18 protein-coding genes are annotated in these 16,065 nt (G+C 67.2%); 11 read left to right on the forward strand and 7 right to left on the reverse strand.

Annotated elements, in window-relative coordinates:
- The first annotated feature begins 56 nt into the window (after nucleotides 1–56).
- Complete coding sequence (locus QLQ85_RS11400) at nucleotides 57–1,190, forward strand: FUSC family protein (RefSeq protein ID WP_282739088.1); 1,134 nt, start codon at nucleotides 57–59, stop codon at nucleotides 1,188–1,190.
- Nucleotides 1,183–2,763: an L-aspartate oxidase gene (nadB, locus tag QLQ85_RS11405; RefSeq protein WP_282739089.1), complete on the forward strand. Its 1,581-nt coding sequence runs from the start codon at nucleotides 1,183–1,185 to the stop codon at nucleotides 2,761–2,763. Before QLQ85_RS11400 ends, nadB begins: the two co-directional genes overlap by 8 nt.
- Nucleotides 2,764–2,804: 41 nt before the next feature.
- Here nadB and QLQ85_RS11410 read toward each other — a convergent pair whose 3' ends face one another.
- Both QLQ85_RS11410 and QLQ85_RS11415 read right to left on the reverse strand, forming a co-directional pair.
- Nucleotides 2,805–3,203, reverse strand: coding sequence for a protein YgfX (locus QLQ85_RS11410; protein ID WP_282739090.1), 399 nt, complete (start codon nucleotides 3,201–3,203; stop codon nucleotides 2,805–2,807).
- Nucleotides 3,163–3,456, reverse strand: coding sequence for an FAD assembly factor SdhE (locus QLQ85_RS11415; protein WP_282739091.1), 294 nt, complete (start codon nucleotides 3,454–3,456; stop codon nucleotides 3,163–3,165). Before QLQ85_RS11415 ends, QLQ85_RS11410 begins: the two co-directional genes overlap by 41 nt.
- A gap of 202 nt (nucleotides 3,457–3,658) precedes the next feature.
- Between QLQ85_RS11415 and QLQ85_RS11420 the strand changes: the two genes are divergently transcribed.
- The 3 genes from QLQ85_RS11420 (at nucleotide 3,659) to lapB (ending at nucleotide 5,510) form a co-directional block, all read left to right on the forward strand.
- Entirely contained in the window at nucleotides 3,659–3,955 is a 297-nt protein-coding gene (locus QLQ85_RS11420) for an integration host factor subunit beta (protein WP_102629340.1), read from the forward strand.
- A 67-nt stretch (nucleotides 3,956–4,022) separates the two neighbouring features.
- Nucleotides 4,023–4,328 (forward strand): lipopolysaccharide assembly protein LapA domain-containing protein, encoded by a 306-nt coding sequence (locus QLQ85_RS11425; protein ID WP_102629341.1) that lies wholly within the window; start codon nucleotides 4,023–4,025, stop codon nucleotides 4,326–4,328.
- The gene (gene lapB, locus QLQ85_RS11430) at nucleotides 4,329–5,510 is read left to right on the forward strand and encodes a lipopolysaccharide assembly protein LapB (protein ID WP_282739092.1); all 1,182 of its coding nucleotides are present in this window, start codon (nucleotides 4,329–4,331) and stop codon (nucleotides 5,508–5,510) included.
- A 3-nt stretch (nucleotides 5,511–5,513) separates the two neighbouring features.
- On the opposite strand, the gene pyrF is transcribed toward lapB, so the two are convergent.
- A complete protein-coding gene (gene pyrF / locus QLQ85_RS11435; protein ID WP_282739093.1) occupies nucleotides 5,514–6,215 on the reverse strand; it encodes an orotidine-5'-phosphate decarboxylase in 702 nt (233 codons plus the stop codon).
- Nucleotides 6,216–6,438: 223 nt separating this feature from the next.
- Here pyrF and QLQ85_RS11440 point away from each other — a divergent pair, with 223 nt between their 5' ends.
- Nucleotides 6,439–6,720, forward strand: coding sequence for a ComEA family DNA-binding protein (locus QLQ85_RS11440; RefSeq protein ID WP_282739094.1), 282 nt, complete (start codon nucleotides 6,439–6,441; stop codon nucleotides 6,718–6,720).
- A 45-nt stretch (nucleotides 6,721–6,765) separates the two neighbouring features.
- Here QLQ85_RS11440 and QLQ85_RS11445 read toward each other — a convergent pair whose 3' ends face one another.
- Nucleotides 6,766–7,527 (reverse strand): SDR family oxidoreductase, encoded by a 762-nt coding sequence (locus QLQ85_RS11445; protein WP_282739095.1) that lies wholly within the window; start codon nucleotides 7,525–7,527, stop codon nucleotides 6,766–6,768.
- A gap of 322 nt (nucleotides 7,528–7,849) precedes the next feature.
- Between QLQ85_RS11445 and QLQ85_RS11450 the strand changes: the two genes are divergently transcribed.
- The 3 genes from QLQ85_RS11450 (at nucleotide 7,850) to groL (ending at nucleotide 10,613) form a co-directional block, all read left to right on the forward strand.
- Nucleotides 7,850–8,377 carry an FxsA family protein gene (locus QLQ85_RS11450; protein ID WP_282739096.1) on the forward strand — a complete coding sequence of 176 codons (528 nt, stop codon included), beginning with the start codon at nucleotides 7,850–7,852 and terminating at the stop codon, nucleotides 8,375–8,377.
- A 220-nt stretch (nucleotides 8,378–8,597) separates the two neighbouring features.
- Nucleotides 8,598–8,891, forward strand: coding sequence for a co-chaperone GroES (locus QLQ85_RS11455; RefSeq protein ID WP_282723816.1), 294 nt, complete (start codon nucleotides 8,598–8,600; stop codon nucleotides 8,889–8,891).
- A 78-nt stretch (nucleotides 8,892–8,969) separates the two neighbouring features.
- Entirely contained in the window at nucleotides 8,970–10,613 is a 1,644-nt protein-coding gene (groL, locus tag QLQ85_RS11460; RefSeq protein ID WP_282739097.1) for a chaperonin GroEL, read from the forward strand.
- Between the two features lie 452 nt (nucleotides 10,614–11,065).
- Here the strand turns inward: groL and QLQ85_RS11465 are convergent, their stop codons facing one another.
- Nucleotides 11,066–11,338 carry an EF-hand domain-containing protein gene (locus QLQ85_RS11465; RefSeq protein WP_282739098.1) on the reverse strand — a complete coding sequence of 91 codons (273 nt, stop codon included), beginning with the start codon at nucleotides 11,336–11,338 and terminating at the stop codon, nucleotides 11,066–11,068.
- Between the two features lie 184 nt (nucleotides 11,339–11,522).
- Here QLQ85_RS11465 and QLQ85_RS11470 point away from each other — a divergent pair, with 184 nt between their 5' ends.
- Together QLQ85_RS11470 and QLQ85_RS11475 are read left to right on the forward strand one after the other, a co-directional pair.
- On the forward strand, nucleotides 11,523–12,437 hold the full coding sequence (locus QLQ85_RS11470; RefSeq protein ID WP_282739099.1) for a LysR family transcriptional regulator: 915 nt from the start codon (nucleotides 11,523–11,525) through the stop codon (nucleotides 12,435–12,437).
- 109 nt (nucleotides 12,438–12,546) lie between these two features.
- Entirely contained in the window at nucleotides 12,547–13,281 is a 735-nt protein-coding gene (locus QLQ85_RS11475) for an RNA methyltransferase (RefSeq protein ID WP_282739100.1), read from the forward strand.
- A gap of 50 nt (nucleotides 13,282–13,331) precedes the next feature.
- On the opposite strand, the gene QLQ85_RS11480 is transcribed toward QLQ85_RS11475, so the two are convergent.
- Together QLQ85_RS11480 and QLQ85_RS11485 are read right to left on the reverse strand one after the other, a co-directional pair.
- Nucleotides 13,332–14,684: a Na+/H+ antiporter family protein gene (locus tag QLQ85_RS11480; RefSeq protein ID WP_282739101.1), complete on the reverse strand. Its 1,353-nt coding sequence runs from the start codon at nucleotides 14,682–14,684 to the stop codon at nucleotides 13,332–13,334.
- Between the two features lie 323 nt (nucleotides 14,685–15,007).
- Nucleotides 15,008–16,033: an Lnb N-terminal periplasmic domain-containing protein gene (locus tag QLQ85_RS11485; protein ID WP_282739102.1), complete on the reverse strand. Its 1,026-nt coding sequence runs from the start codon at nucleotides 16,031–16,033 to the stop codon at nucleotides 15,008–15,010.
- Nucleotides 16,034–16,065 lie beyond the last annotated feature (32 nt).

Raw genomic sequence — 16,065 nt, forward strand, 5'->3', positions numbered from 1 at the left:
TCCTGGCTTCGACTCTGGACCCTTCCGCTTCCAGGCTACGAGCGGGGCATCGCTTCATGATCCTGCCGCGTTTGCGCGACCCCCACTTCAACTATCGGCACCGCCGAAAGCTGCACGTGCTGCGTGTACTGCTGGCACTCACGATCACCTACGCCGTCATCAATGTGTTCACCATCCCCCACTCCAGCTGGGCGCTGGTCAGCACCGTCATGGTGATGGGCAACCTGCCGCACATCGGCGGCGTGCTCGACAAGGGGCGGCAGCGCCTGCTCGGCACCCTGCTCGGGGCGGGCTGGGGGCTCACGCTGATCCTGCTGCCGCTGCCCGTGCATCAGCTGGTACCGGCCGGCGCCCTGGCCGGCATCGGGGTGGCCACCTGGATCACCTTCGGCAAACGCCACGGCTACAGCGGCCTGATGTTCGCCATCAGCCTGCTGCTGGTGATCGGCGACGGCAGCCATGACCTCGGCCTCGGCCTGTGGCGGTCCTTCGACGTGCTGCTCGGCACCCTGGTGGGCATCGCCGTCACGGTCCTGGTGCTGCCCCAGAAGGCCACCGACATGATGCGCTTCATGCTCGCCGAGAACCTGGATCGCCTGGCGCGGCTCTACCACGCCCACACCTCGGCCACCTCGTCGGCGGATGTCGACACCCGGGCACTGCTCAAGGCCACCAGCGCCCTGCTGGTCAAGCAGCGGGGCCTGGTCGACGCCATCCACCGGGAGCGCCGGCTGCGCCGCGACGAGCTCGACGACATCATCTCCCTGCAGCGCCGCATGCTCTCGACCGTCGAACTGCTGCTCGAGACCCACTGGACGACCCGCGCCGGACATGATCGTATCGATGCCATGAGCGGGCTGCGCGACGAACAGCACCGCCTGGCCCGGGACCTCGGCAGCCTGGCCTTCCAGGTGCGCACCGGCCAGCCCATCGAGGTCCGGGTCAGTCAGTTCGACCTGCAACGTCATGCCGAGCTGGCCTGCAATGCCCGCACCGACAACGGCCGGGCGCTCTTCAGCCCCAGCGGCTATCTATGGCTCAACCGCGAGCTGGCGCGCCTGACCGACGCGCTGGTGGAACGCCTCGGCAGCCTGACGCGCCTGCCCAGCAGGCGCCTGCGCAGTGCCTCGCACCGTGCCGGCGCCACCGAGCGGCCGGCCCAGCTCGAAAAAGGAAAGCGAGATGACTGACGGCAAGCATGACGTACTGATCATCGGCGGTGGCGTCGCCGGCCTGGTGCTGGCCCTGGAGGTCGCCGACCGGCGCCGGGTCACCCTGCTGCGCCCGGCCAGCGACGACCAGGGGGCCAGCCGCTGGGCCCAGGGCGGGATCGCCGCCGTGCTCTCGCCGCTGGACGATTTCGACGCCCATGTCGCCGACACCCTGGTGGCCGGCGATGGCCTGTGCGACGAGCGTGCCGTACGCTTCACCGTGGAGCAGGGCCCGGCGGCCATCGAGTGGCTGCTCTCGCTGGGCGTGCCCTTCACCCCGGACCCCAGCCCCGAGGCCGCCTACCCCTACCACCTGACGCGTGAAGGCGGACACGGCGCGCGACGCATCATCCACGCCGACGACGCCACCGGCCGGGCCGTGGTCGACACCCTGATGGCCCACGCCCTGGCGCATCCGAACATCGCCCTGCGCGACGACCTCACCGCCATCGGCCTGATCGGCGACGTCGACGGTCACTGCCGCGGGGTTCGCTGCCTCGACGCCGGGGGGGATCGGCACGACCTGTCGGCCGAGGACACCGTGCTCGCCACCGGCGGCGCCAGCGGGCTCTACCGCCACACCACCAGCCCGCGCCCGGCCAGCGGCGAGGGCATGATGATGGCCGCCGAACTCGGCGCCGAGCTGATGAACCTGGAGTTCCAGCAGTTTCACCCCACCTGTCTCTACGACCCGGACGGCCCGCCCTTCCTGATCAGCGAGGCGGTGCGCGGCGAGGGGGGGCTGCTGCTCAACGCCGCGGGCGAGCGCTTCATGCCGGCGCTGGACCCGCGGGCCGAGCTGGCCCCGCGCGACATCGTCGCCCGGGCCATCGACGCCGAGATGCAGCGTACCGGCCGCGACCATGTCTTCCTCGACATCCGCCACCTGGGCGAGGCCGCGATCCGCCACCACTTCCCCACCATCCACGCCCATTGCGCGAGCCGCGGGCTCGATATCACCCAGGCGCCGATCCCGGTGGTACCGGCGGCCCACTACAGCTGTGGCGGGGTCGCCACCGACCTGGACGGCGCCACGACGGTGCCACGACTGCATGCCATCGGCGAGGTCGCCTGCACCGGCCTGCACGGGGCCAACCGCATGGCCAGCAACTCGCTGCTGGAGTGCCTGGTATTCGCCCGCAGCTGCGCCCGACGCCTGTGTCACGCCGCACCGGCCTCCACCGCCCCCCTGCTGCCCGGGCCGCACGGCAGCGACCGGCTACCCGCGGCGACGGTCGCCGAGGCGTTCGAGGTAATGCGCGGCGTGATGAGCGCCCGGGTCGCCATCGTGCGCCGCGACGCCGGCCTCGCCGAGGCTGCCGACCGCCTGGCCCGCCTGCAGGCCGAGCTGGCCCCGCGGATGAGCCGGGCGGCAGCCGATGCCGAACTGGCGAGCCTCTGGCACGCCCTGCGCCTGGCACGGCTAACGGTGGCCAGCGCCCGGGCACGCCGCGAATCCCGCGGCCTGCACTACAACCCCGACTGCCCGGCCCACGGCGACCCGACACCGCGGCCATCGCGAATCCGGCTGAGCGATCTGGACGAGGCGTGACGGGCCGACGACGCGTCGCGCCCTCCGCACCCGGCAGGCCGTCAGGGCAAGGCGACCAGCGCACGCCGAAGCGCGTGTAGCGAGGCGGCATCGCTGCTGTCGGGCCAGAGCCAGAGTCGGCGCCCGTCGAGGCGCAGGCCGATCAGCCAGGGCCCCAGGTAGTCGCACCGCAGGGCCACCGGCCGCCACGGCGCGGCGGCACCCTCTCGCCAGCGCCAGCTCGTCTCGCCGGCGGGCCGCGGCGACCCGCGAAGCTCCCCCCGCGACCGGCGACGCCCCTCGATCACCAGCACGCCGGCCAGGCTCACGATGGCGAGCGAGGCGACCCATGCCGGGGCGAACCACAGCGCCAGCCCGCTCACGACCAGAACCAGCAGCAGATGGACGGCCAGGGCCAGCCTAGACGGGACGATGCGCAGCGCTATCGGGGTGTTCGGCATGCTCGACGATCATCTGCACGATGCGGCGGCGCAGCGGCTCCTCCGGCCACTCGCGACGCATCAGCCAGGCGAAGAGGTCCTGGTCCTCCTCGTCGATCAGCGCTCGGTAGGCGGCCTGGTCCGTCTCGCCCAGGGCGTCGTAGCGCTGTTCGAGGAAGGGAATCAGCAGCAGGTCCAGCTCCCACATGCCACGGCGGGAGTGCCAGTAGAGCCGCTTGCGCAGGGCAGCGTCCGTGGACGATTGTTCGCTCAACGTCGACCTCGACAGTGCGGATGAATGTGGCGCCAGTATACCCGAGCCCCCTCCAGGCAGCAGCATGCACCGGCCCGCACGGGACCGTTCCAACCTCAATAGTCGTAGTTCGTTGTTTTATCACGCTTTGCGCAGTATGCTTTGACAAAACAACAACGCTGGGAACAGACAGGCCCCAGGCACGAATGCATGGAGAGAGCCGATGACCAAGTCAGAGTTGATCGAGCAGATTGCGATGCGGCAGCCCGAGCTGTCGGTCAAGGAAGTCGAAGCGGCGGTGCGCCTGATCCTCGACGACATCACCGACACCCTGGCCGAAGGGGGACGCGTGGAGATCCGTGGCTTCGGCAGCTTCTCGCTGCACTATCGCGAGCCCCGGGTCGGCCGCAACCCCAAGACCGGCGAACCGGTCGCGCTGAGCGGCAAGTTCGTGCCACACTTCAAGCCCGGCAAGGAGCTGCGCGAGCAGGTGGATGCCAGTCGCGCCCTGGGCTACTGAGGTCCACACCATCTATCGGGTTCCGATTTCCATTGCCATACCGACTGACATCACAGGGGACACATTCATGCGTTGGCTCAAAGGCCTGATCCTGGCCATCATCCTGCTGGCGGTTCTGCTCATCGGCATCCTGTTCGCCGTCAACAACCAGCAGGCGCTGCCCCTCAACCTGATCTGGATCGAGCTTCCCGCGGCCTCGCTGTCGGTATGGTTGCTGGCGGCCCTGGCCTGCGGCGTGTTCCTCGGCATGCTGGCCATGAGTGGCGTCTATCTCCGCCTGCGCACCCTGCTGACCCGCGCCCAGCGCCACAATCAGCAGCAGCGCAAGGAGCTCGACCGCCTGCGCATCCAGGAGATGAAGGAACTCCCCTAAATGCCCGATGTTCTGCTGCTGGCGCTGTTGTTGGCAGCGGTGGCCATCGGCTGGTGGCTAGGCCGCCGCGAACGCAGAAAACACCACGATCCCGCGCCGTCGACGCCCCTTGCACGGGATTATTTCGTGGGCCTCAACTATCTGCTCAATGACCAGCAGGATCGGGCCATCGAGACCTTCGTCGCGGCCCTCGAGGTCAACAGCGAGACCATCGAGACCCACATCACCCTGGGCAACCTCTTTCGCACTCGCGGAGAGGCCGACCGCGCCGTGAAGATCCACCAGAACCTGCTCGCCCGCCCGACCCTCACCGCCCTGCAAAGCGACCGCGTACAGCTCGAGCTGTCACGCGACTTCCTCAAGCTGGGGCTGCTCGATCGCGCCGAACGGTTGCTGCAGAGCCTGGTGCGCGACACCCCGGACGAGGAGATCCGCCAGGCGGCCAAGCGACTGCTGGTCGACCTGCTGGAGCGTGAAGGCGAATGGAGGGCGGCTCTCGACGTGGCGCTGCCCCATATGGTGCGCCAGCACGACGATATCCGCCGCGCCGCCGCCCACTGGCTCTGCGAGCTGGCCGAGCAGGAGCGGCACACCTCGAGCCCGGCGCTGGCACGGCGCCACCTGCGCCAGGCGCTGGCCACCGACGAGCGCTGCGTGCGCGCCAACCTGCTGCTGGCCGGCATGGAGCACGACACCGGTCACTACAAGCAGGAGATCCGCCTCCTCAGGCGCATCCCCGACCAGGACCCGGCCTTCGCCCCCACCATCCTCGAGCCACTGGGCCGGGCCTATCGCCTGATGGACGACGAGGAGGGCCTGATCCAGTGCCTGCGAGAGCTGCTCGAACGCGCGCCCTACACCAGCGTGATCATCCTGCTCGCCGAGACGCTGCGCCAGCGCGAGGGGCTCCAGGCGGCCCTCGACCTGGTCGGCGAGCAACTCGACCGGGAGCCGAGCCTGGGCGCGGTGGACTACCTGATGGACCTCTACCGACACGACGGCCAGGGCCAACCCGCCGAACGTATCCTGCTGCTCCAGCGCCACACCCGCACCCTGCTCCAGGCCCTGCCCCGCCACCGCTGCCGGCGCTGCGGCTTCGCCGGCGAGCAGCTGCACTGGCAGTGCCCCAGCTGTCGCAGCTGGGGCACCACCAAGCCGATCACCGGTATCGAGGGCGAGTAGCGATCACTCCCCGGCCAGCTCCGCCTCGATGGCGGAAAGCGCCGCCATGGGGTCCTCCGCCTGGGTCACCGGACGCCCCACCACCAGATGGGTACTGCCGGCCGCCAGGGCGTCGCTCGGCGCCATGATGCGCCGCTGATCGCCGGCAGCCGCGAAGCTCGGGCGAATGCCCGGCGTCACCTTCAGAAAATCATCGCCACACAGCGTACGCAGCCGGGCCGACTCCCTGGCCGAGCAGACCACGCCGTCCATGCCGCTGTCGCGGGCCAGCAGCGCCAGGCGCTCGACCTGCTCGGCGGGACTCGCGGCGACCCCCACCTCGGCAAGGTCCCCCGCCTCCATGCTGGTCAGCACCGTGACCGCGATCAGTTGGGTCGAAAGGCCATGTCGGTCGAGCCGTTCCCGGGCGGCCTCCATCATGCGCCGCCCGCCGCCGGCATGAACATTGACCATCCACGTCCCCTGCTCGGCGGCGGCCTGCACCGCACCGGCCACCGTATTGGGGATGTCGTGGAACTTGAGATCCAGGAACACTTCGAAACCGCGCCCATGCAAGGCATCCAGCACGTCGGGCCCGCTGCGGGTGAACAGCTCCTTGCCCACCTTGACCCGGCAGCGCGCGGGGTCCAGCTGGTCGGCCATGCACAGGGCGGCATCCAGGGAGGGGTAGTCGAGGGCAATGATCAGCGGCGAATCGGTGGACACGGACCGGTCTCCAGGCAGGTGGGCATTGGGCAGATAACACGCAGCCGCCAGTATATCAGCCCTGGCGGACGGCCGATGTGGGAGAAAACCTGCAACGATCATGGCAACCGGCCGACAGCCACTGGCGGCGATGGCCGACCCTGCAACCGGGAAGCTCGCGCTAGCTTGATAGGGGCACCCGCGGGGTGTCTAACGCCAAGAGGAACTGAAAGGGAGAATCGACATGACACAATGGACCAGAGGGATCGTCGCCGCGATGCTGCTCGGGCTGCTGCTGGGCCTATCGTCCATGGCGGCACTGGCCCAGGAGGTAGCCCCCATCAACGTCAACACCGCCGACGCCGAACTGCTCACCGAGCTCCCGGGGGTCGGGCCCAGCCGGGCAGAGGCCATCATCGAGTATCGCGAGTCGAATGGTCCCTTCGAGAGTGCCGACGACCTGGCGAATGTCAGCGGCATCGGCGCCAGCACCGTCGAGGGATTGCAGGAGCAGGTGGAGTTCTAGCCACTCCGGGCGGGCCAGCACTGGCCCGCCCTTCGCGACACCGCCTCATAGGCGCAAGCCACCATCGCACTCGATGACCCGGCCACTGAAGTAGTCGTTCTCCATGATGAAGGCCACGCTCTCGGCGATGTCCGCCGGCTGCCCCAGTCGGCCCAGCGGCACCCCGGCAGCGAGCTTGTCGAGCATGTCCTGGCGCATCGAGGCGGTCATGTCGGTCTCGATGAAGCCCGGCGCCACCGCCCCCACGCGAATGCCGTAGCGCGCCAGCTCCCTCGCCCAGGTCGTAGTCAACGCCACCACCCCGGCCTTGGCCGCGGCATAGTTGCTCTGTCCCATGTTGCCGGCCCGCGAGATGCTGGAGATATTGACGATCACGCCCTGGCACTCCGCCTCGATCATCTGGGCGGCTGCCTCGCGTCCGCACAGGAAGACCCCGGTGAGGTTGACGTCGATCACCTGCTGCCACTGCTCCAGCGACAGGGTCTTCTCGACCCGCCCCTCCTTCGCCTTGACCAGCAGGCCATCGCGCAGGATACCGGCATTGTTGACCAGGCCGTTGACCGGGCCCAGGGAGGCCGCGATGTCGCCGAAGGCCTGCTTGACCGATGCCTCGTCGGCCACGTTGACCACGAAACCGCGCGCCTCGATGCCGGCGCCGTGAAGGCTGGAGACTGCCCGGTCGAGGGAGGCGGCATCCACGTCGAGCAGAGCCGGGGTCGCCCCACGGCTCCCCAGCAGATGGGCCATGGCGAGGCCGAGGCCGCGGGCGCCGCCGGTGATGGCGACAATGGAACTTGCGAGCTTCATATGCGCTTCTCCAGGGGAAAGGGTCATGCCGCCTGCGCAGGCTCATGGCAGCGGCTCGAGCCTGCGGAGCACTCATCCTGTTATTATGCAACCACTATGCAACCATCGTTCATGCAACCATCGTTCATGCAACCAACGTTCATGCAACCAACGTTCATGTAACCAACGTTCATGTAACTAACGTTGTGCACTGCATCATTACCATATCGAGATATGGAAGCCTATTCCACCTTCGCCAAAGCAGGATCGGTCGGACGGCGCGTCGCTTGATTTTTTTCCTGCCGCCCCCATCCTCTGCGAAACTGTCATCCGCGGAGTCGTCATGCCCTTTCTGCTTGTCTTCACTCTCTTCGCCCTGCTCGATTTCGTCATCCTGTTCTCCGTCGGCAGCCAGATCGGCCTGCTGACGACCCTGGCCCTGGTACTGGCCACCGGCTTCATCGGCCTGCACCTGATACGCCGCGAGGGGGTCGCGACCTTCGCCCGGGCCCAGGAGCGCATGGCGCGGGGCGAGGTACCCTCCGGCGAACTGCTCACCGGGGCGGCACTGATCTTCGGCGGCGCGCTGCTGATGGCCCCTGGCTTCCTTTCCGACGCCCTGGGGTTCATCTGCCTGCTCCCCAACGCCCGCCGCCTGCTCGGCCGTCTGCTGGGGTGGCTCGGCATCCGCCTGCAGCACCGCACGGTGCACGGCCATGGCACTCGCCCCGACCAGGGCCCCGATGCCGACTGGCAACAGGCCGGCCGGGGAGACGACGCCCCACGACAGGAGCAGGCAACGTCCAGCAGCGGCTCCCAGGAGGCACCGCTGGAAGGCGATTTCATCGGCCGCGACGAGCGGCGCCGTTGAGCGAGAGCCGGGCAGGAATTTTTTTTCTTCGGCGCCCTTGAAAGCCCCTACCCAGCCCCCACTTCTCGCTCAGCAACAGGCTTCGGCACGGGGTCAGCCCCGGGCCATCGACAGGGAAGGCGATTCGTCGCCTCCACCTCGCGGCCCGTCCGCGAGGGTGATGATGAACCGCCATGGCAGTGACGTCATGGCACAGCAAACCATCAGGAGAACGTGAGCAATGAACATCCGTCCCTTGCACGATCGCGTCGTCGTCCGTCGCGTGGAAGAAGAACAGAAAACCGCTGGCGGCATCGTGCTCCCGGGTAACGCCCAGGAAAAACCGACTCGTGGCGAGGTACTCGCCGTCGGTAATGGCCGGATTCTCGACAACGGCGATGTCCGTCCGCTGGATGTGAAGACCGGTGACACCGTGATCTTCAAGGAGGGCTTCGGCGTCGAGAAGCAGAAGATCGACGGCGAGGAAGTCCTGATCATGAGCGAGTCCGACATCCTGGCCGTGGTCGAAGGCTGAACGGCCTTCCGCAACGCCGAGACTCGCACGCATACCGCTCAAATCTGACGTTCACGAACTCATAGGAAGACTTCGAAAATGGCAGCAAAACAAGTCAAGTTCTCCGACGACGCCCGCAAGCGCATGGCCCGTGGTGTCGACATCCTGGCCAACGCCGTGAAGGCCACCCTGGGGCCGAAGGGCCGCAACGTGGTGCTCGAGAAGTCCTTCGGCGCCCCGACCGTGACCAAGGACGGCGTCTCCGTCGCCAAGGAGATCGAACTCAAGGACAAGTTCGAGAACATGGGTGCCCAGATGGTCAAGGAAGTCGCTTCCAAGACCTCCGACGTCGCCGGTGACGGCACCACCACCGCCACCGTGCTGGCCCAGTCCATCGTCACCGAAGGCATGAAGGGCGTGACCGCAGGCATGAACCCGATGGACCTCAAGCGCGGCATCGACCAGGCCGTCGTCGCCGCGGTCAAGGAGATCCAGAACCTGGCCGTGCCCTGCACCGAGCGCAAGTCCATCGCCCAGGTCGGTACCATCTCCGCCAACGGCGACGCGCCTATCGGCGAGATCATCGCCGAGGCCATGGAGAAGGTCGGCAAGGAAGGCGTCATCACCGTCGACGAAGGCCGTGGCCTGGAAGACGAGCTGGAAGTGGTCGAAGGCATGCAGTTCGACCGCGGCTACCTGTCGCCCTACTTCGTGACCAACCAGGACACCATGGCGGTCGAGCTGGAAGACCCCTACCTGCTGCTGGTCGACAAGAAGATCTCCAACATCCGCGAACTGCTGCCGGTGCTGGAATCCGTCGCCAAGGCCGGCAAGCCGCTGGCGATCATCGCCGAGGACATCGAGGGCGAAGCCCTGGCGACGCTGGTGGTCAACACCATGCGCGGCATCGTCAAGGTCGCCGCCGCCAAGGCGCCCGGCTTCGGTGATCGTCGCAAGGCGATGCTGCAGGATATCGCCATCCTGACCAACGGCACCGTGATCTCCGAGGAAGTGGGTCTGACCCTCGAGCAGGCCACCCTGGATCACCTGGGTAGCGCCAAGCGCATCACCATGTCCAAGGAAAACACCACCATCATCGATGGTGCCGGTGGCGAGGGTGACATCGAGGCCCGCGTCAACCAGATCCGCGCCCAGATCGAGGAGACCTCCTCCGACTACGATCGCGAGAAGCTCCAGGAGCGTGTCGCCAAGCTGGCCGGCGGTGTCGCCGTGATCCGCGTCGGTGCCGCCACCGAAGTGGAGATGAAAGAGAAGAAGGCTCGCGTCGAGGACGCCCTGCACTCCACTCGCGCCGCCGTCGAGGAAGGCGTGGTGCCTGGCGGTGGTACCGCCCTGGTCCGCGTGCTGACCAAGATCAAGGACCTCAAGGGCGACAACGAGGACCAGACCCACGGTATCGCCATTGCGCTGCGCGCCATGGAGTCACCGCTGCGTCAGATCGTCACCAACGCCGGCCAGGAAGCCTCCGTGATCCTCAACGAGGTCAAGGCGGGTGAAGGCAACTTCGGCTACAACGCCCAGACCGGCGAGTTCGGCGACCTGTTCGAGATGGGTGTGCTGGACCCGGCCAAGGTGACCCGCTCTGCGCTGCAGTCCGCCGGCTCCGTGGCAGGTCTGATGATCACCACCGAGTGCATGATCGCCGACGATCCGGAAGAGAAGGATGCTGCTCCGGACATGGGCGGCATGGGCGGCATGGGTGGCATGGGCGGCATGATGTAACCAGCCCCCTGACCCACCAGGCACCCGCCTGATCGACCCCCGCCGGGACACCGGCGGGGTTTTTTATTGCAGAATCAGGAAAGCTCCAGGCCCGCGAATCCGGCGTTGGCCACCGCCTGGTCGTCGCCCCTGAAGGCCACGTCCGCACGCGAATGCCGGGGGCGACCTCCGGTATCCTCACCGATGTCCTGAACCTGGATTAGGTGGAGCGTGCACGCACCTTCGGCACTGCGGGCTTGAACCGGGTATGGTCCCAGTTCCGCGAAGACGACCCAGTGCTGGAGCTGCCGATGTATGAGGGTCGCATCGATCCGCGCCAATGGAATCGAAGGCGATGAGTGGTCAGCCTGGCCCAGCGTCTTCCACGAAGGAAATGAAGGAGGGAGGCATACGCCTCCCTCCTTCCAGTTCAGGTGCGAATTCCAACTCACCGGTAGCGCTTGGCCTCGCGATTAGCGCTCGCGGTAGTTGAACTCCTGCCTGCTAAGCACGCCGTCATGGTTGCGGTCCATGAACAGGAAGATCCTCGGCAAGGTGCCTGCTTCGGCCTCGTCGTGGGAGAGGCGGCTATCGTTATCGAGGTCCAGCTTCTCGAAGCTGTTCTGGTCGGAGGTACCGGTCGAGGTGGCCAGCGGTATCTGCAGGTCCGCGGCGCCCCTTTCGGCAAGGGCGACACCGGAAGCAAGGGCAAGTGCAAGGAACAGGGCGGTTTTCTGAGTTTTCATCGTTTCTCTCTCGATTCGTTTCAGGGAGTAGGTCCGCACCTCTCGATGGATGCCGTCTCTGGTGCCGACCCGATATTTGTATTCTATAGGACACCAATCCACTGACTAGATCGCACCATTCGAACTTTGCGTTTCCCTGGGGAAACGATTAATGTACGGCTGACTCCCACCCCGTAGCGCCGCGATGAACGACCTCAACGACCTCTACTACTTCCATGCCGTGGTAACTTACCAGGGCTTCTCCGCCGCCTCCCGCCACATCGGCGTGCCCAAGGGAACGCTCAGCAAGCGCATCGCACGGCTCGAGGAGCGGCTCCGGGTTCGCCTGCTGGAGCGGTCGACCCGCAGGATCCGCACGACCGACGTGGGCCAGGCGTTCTACGAACACTGCCAGACCGTACTCGCCGGAGCCGAAGCGGCTGAAACGGTGGCGGCGCAGGCCTACGCTGAGCCCAACGGCATCGTGCGACTCAGCTGTCCGCAGGGTCTGATCCAGAACCTCATCGAGGAAGTCTTGCCGGCCTTCATGAAGACCTACCCCAAGGTCCGCGTACACATGCAGGTCTTTGACCGCCGTGCCGATCTGATCGAGGATCGACTCGACATCGCCATACGCGTTCGCAGCAGGCCGGACATGGCCGACGCCTCGCTGATCATGCGCCCGCTCGGGCAGAACCATCTGGTGATGGCGGTAAGCCCAGCCGTGCATGCCGCCTGCCAGCGGGGACTCACCATCGACGAACTCCCACAGGTGCCGACACTGTCGATGGGGGGAGACACGGATGAGGTCCGCTGGGAACTGACGGGGCCGAATGACGAAATGCGCGTGATTACCCTGCGGCCCCGCCTGATGTGCAGCAACTTCGACATGTTGCTTGCGGCAGCGTGCCAGGGGCTCGGCGTGGCGCTGCTGCCCATTCATATTTGCCGCACGAGTTTCGCCAAGAGAGATCTGGTCCATATCCTCCCGGACTGGCGCTCACCTTACGGCACGATCCAGGCGGTCTTCGCCTCTCGCAAGGGCCTCGTCCCCGGCGTGAGGGCGCTGATCGACTTCCTCGCCCAGGCCATTCCCTGCAAGCTCTCGGTCGACGCCTGATTCGAGCCACTGGCCTCGAGCGGACGATAGCCCGCCTCGTAGCTCGTATCTCGTAGCTCACGTACACTGTCGCCTTGTGCCCTCTCGACACGAAAGCGCAAGACCCCAGATGCTCTCCAATATCCGTATCGTCCTCGTCCAGACCTACCACCCCGGCAACATCGGCGCCTCGGCCCGGGCCATGAAGACCATGGGCCTGACGGACCTGGTGCTGGTCAATCCGCGCCGCTACCCCGACCCCGAGGCCTCGCGCCTGGCCGCCGGGGCCGAGGACCTGGTCGACCAGGCCCGGGTGGTGGCCTCCCTCGAGGAGGCCGTGGCCGACTGCGTGCAGGTGGTGGGGGCCAGCGCACGGCTGCGCAGCCTGCCGCTGCCCCACTTCGACGAACCCGACGCGATGGCCGGCGAGCTGGTGGAGCATGCCGTCCATGACCCGGTGGCGCTGGTGTTCGGGCGTGAGCGCTTCGGCCTGACCAACGACGAGATCCGTTGCTGCAGTCACCAGGTGAGCATTCCCGCCAACCCCGACTACGGCATCCTCAACCTGGCCCAGGCGGTGCAGGTGCTCGCCTACGAGGCATTCAAGGCCTGGCGTCGTCGCCCGGAGAGCGACTACCGGCCGGCCCGTCCCGCCGGGGAGCGGCAGCCCACCCGCGAGCAGCTCGGCCACTTCCACGACCATCTGGGCCGGGTGATGCAGGCGAGCGGCTTTCTCACCCAGCCCCACGCCCGCACCGAGGCCCAGCTCCAGGCGCTGTTCGCCCGCGCCCGCCCCAGTCGCAAGGAGCTCTCGCTGCTGCGCGGCCTGCTCGGCTCGCTGGAGCGCCACCTGCCGGATAAATAAAAACGGCGGCCACCCGGGCCGCCGATCTCACCTCGTCACGTCGATGCGGGTCACAGCAGCATCGCCGCCAGCCAGCCGAAACCGATCAACGGGATGTTGTAGTGCAGGAAGGTGGGCACCACGCTGTCCCAGATATGGTCGTGCTGGCGGTCGACGTTCAACCCCGAGGTCGGGCCGAGGGTCGAGTCCGATGCCGGCGAGCCGGCATCACCCAGCGCCGCGGCGGTCCCCACCAGCGCCACCGTGGCCAGCGGCGAGAAGCCGAACTGCACCGCCAGGGGCACGAAGATCGCCGCGATGATCGGGATGGTCGAGAATGACGAGCCGATCCCCAGGGTGATGAACAAGCCCACCAGCAGCATCAGCAGGGCCGCCAGGCCGCGGTTGTCGCCGATCACCTCGACGCTGGAGGCCACCAGGGTCTCGATCTGCCCGGTGGCGGTCATCACCGCGGCGAACCCCGAGGCCGAGATCATGATGAAGCCGATCAGCGCCATCATGCGCATGCCGCTGGTGAAGAGGTCGTCGGCCTCGCGCCACTTGAAGATGCCGCCCAGCGACAGCAGCGCGAAGCCCACCAGGCCGCCCAGCACCATCGAACCGGTATAGAGCTGGATGCCCAGGGCGGCGACGATGGCCAGGCCGGACATGACCAGCCCCAGGGCATGCGGCTCGAGGTGTCGATTGGGGTGGTGGTGCGGCACGTTGCTGGTGATCACCTCCAGCGCCTCGTAGTCCCTCGGCCGGCGATAGCTGACGAAGAGCGCCACCAGCAGGCCCAGCGCCATGCCGGCCACCGGCACGCCCATGGCCAGCGGTACCAGGCCGCGGCCGATCTCCAGGCCCAGCGCCTCGCCGGCACGGTTGATGTTGGCCAGCAGGATATCGTTGAGGAAGATGGCACCGAACCCCACCGGCAACAGCATGTAGGGGGCGGTGAGGCCGAAGGTCAGGGCACAGGCGACCGCGCGACGGTCCAGACGCAGCTGGTTCATGACCTTGAGCAGCGGTGGGATCAGGATGGGGATGAAGGCGATATGCACCGGGATCAGGTTCTGTGACGAGATCGCCACCAGCAGCACGGCCGCCAGCAGCAGCATCTTCACGGCGGCCTGGCGTTTCGCCGAGGCCTCCTGGCCCAGCAGGGCGATCAAACGCCTCGCCAGCAGGTCCGGCAGGCCGGAACGCGAGATCGCCACCGCAAAGGCCCCCAGGGTGGCATAGGCCAGCGCCACCTTGGCGCCGCCCCCCACGCCGTCGTTGAAGGCGGCGAGGGTCGCTTCCACCGAGAGTCCACCGGCCAGCCCCCCGACCAGGGCGCCCACCACCAGGGCCAGGACCACCGACACCCGGGCCAGCGACAGCCCGACCATCACCAGAACCGCTAGAATCACCGCATTCATGGCAAGAATTCCATCGAAAATAGGGTTATGAGCGCACGAAAGCGGCGGATTCTACCAGAATGCTCGGTCAACTGTTGGGAATCGTCCAAACCTGACGGTCATCGGAATGTCATCCGCCGGTGATCGGACTGTCATCCTGATGCGCGATAAAGGAGATGCCCGCCAGGCGGGAGAGGCAAGGGACACTGCCACCCCACGCCAGGGATGCGAGGGTGCAGGGAGCACTCGAGGGAGACCCGGGGCTGGAAGGCCTGGGTCGAAGCATCGGGACGATGCCCAGGGAGGAGCCGCATGCCGCCACGACGCTCGCCGTCGTGGCGTTTTTATTCGCGGTGAGCGAACGACTCCCAACCCGGCACGCCCTGGCGGATGCATCGCGAGAAGTCCGCGGCCTCATGGGCCCGGCGAGCCCGATCGGTGATATCGCCGAGCCGGCGCAGCTCGGCCAGGGTATAGCCCTCGACGAGCCCGCCGTGATCGAAGACATAGCCGGGCAGCAACCCGGTCAGCAACAGGCGATGGTCCATGGACAGCCCCTCGATGATGCGGCGCATCATGGCGAACACCAGGGTGGTGCAGTTGGCGGTGATGGTGTGATAGAAGCGCGGTTCGTGCTCGAGCCGGCCGGCCTCCTTGACCAGCGCCAGCAGCAGCTCGCGCCGGTCCTCGGGCGAGAGGGAGACACGGTAGAGGGTGACCCGTTCGTCGCGCACGTTACTGCGCAGGCGCACCGCATCGCGCTCGTCGGCGGCGATGATCGCCAGCTCGTACTGCTTGAAGAAGCCGCCGATCTCCGAGAACCGCTCGTGTCGCTCGCGGCGCACCTCCACCGAGAAGGCGACGAAGTCGCCGTCACCGCCCTCCTCGTCCAGGAAGCCGAAACTGATCAGTACATGGGCGATGCCGGGACGTCCCCAACTGGAGATGAAGAGATCCACCGACGCGAGCCGGTCCAGGTCGTACTGCCGGCTCTCCCACTTCGCCACGGCCTCGTCCGCGCTCAGCCAGGTGAAGTGGCGGACATGGTGCAGCGTCAGCCGGTTGCCCTCGAGCTCGCCGGTGGCCAGATGGGCCACGTCCTCTGCCCAGTCGAGGTCCTTCGCCGGCCGCAGGCCGCGCCACCAGACGAACAGCGCGGCCATCTGCACGACCATCCCGACCAGCGGGGCCAGTCTCGCTCCCTTCCAGGCCAGCAGCAGCCAGATGCCGCCTGCCGTCACCCAGCCCGCGACCACCAGCCTCCGACCGACCGCAGGCAGCGGCAGCCGATGACCCAATGCCAGCGCTCCCCAGGCGGTGCAGAGCAGCAACGCCAGGCGCAGCAGGCCGTCCATGAATGCAATGATCATCGTTGCCCTTTCGTCCCGGATCGCGAGCAGGC

It is taken from the genome of Halomonas kalidii (genome assembly GCF_030010475.1).
In the GTDB taxonomy this organism is placed as follows: Bacteria; Pseudomonadota; Gammaproteobacteria; order Pseudomonadales; family Halomonadaceae; genus Halomonas; species Halomonas heilongjiangensis.